Origin of the sequence: Bacillus cereus group sp. BfR-BA-01331, from assembly GCF_022663915.1 — a bacterium.
Taxonomy (GTDB): domain Bacteria; phylum Bacillota; class Bacilli; order Bacillales; family Bacillaceae_G; genus Bacillus_A; species Bacillus_A mycoides.
The window spans coordinates 1-274 of record NZ_JAKUGJ010000201.1; the positions used below are offsets into that span (position 1 = coordinate 1).

The following is a 274-nucleotide window of genomic DNA, read 5'->3' on the forward strand; positions in this document are numbered from 1 at the left end:
ATCTTTGTTTATATTTCGTTCTTTCATACCATTAGAAGCTACAAACAGCTCTTTTAAACCAACATCCACACCAATCGACTCATTGGTTAGTGCTTGTAATTCAAAGTCTTCTTGGAATCCTACACTAATCCACCAGTGACGACCATCAAAGGTAACTCTTGGATTTGATGGTTTTTTGTTTCTTGGTAGTTGTTGGCTTGTTTTCACTTCTCCAATGGACTGAATATCAACTACTTTCTTTCCTATAATCAGTCTTTCATAATTGGCATAAAAT

General features: G+C 35.0%; 1 pseudogene. It reads right to left on the bottom strand.

The annotated features are described in order from the left end of the window. A pseudogene (locus MR155_RS31705) lies at positions 1-274 on the bottom strand (RNA-guided endonuclease InsQ/TnpB family protein); the annotation flags it as partial.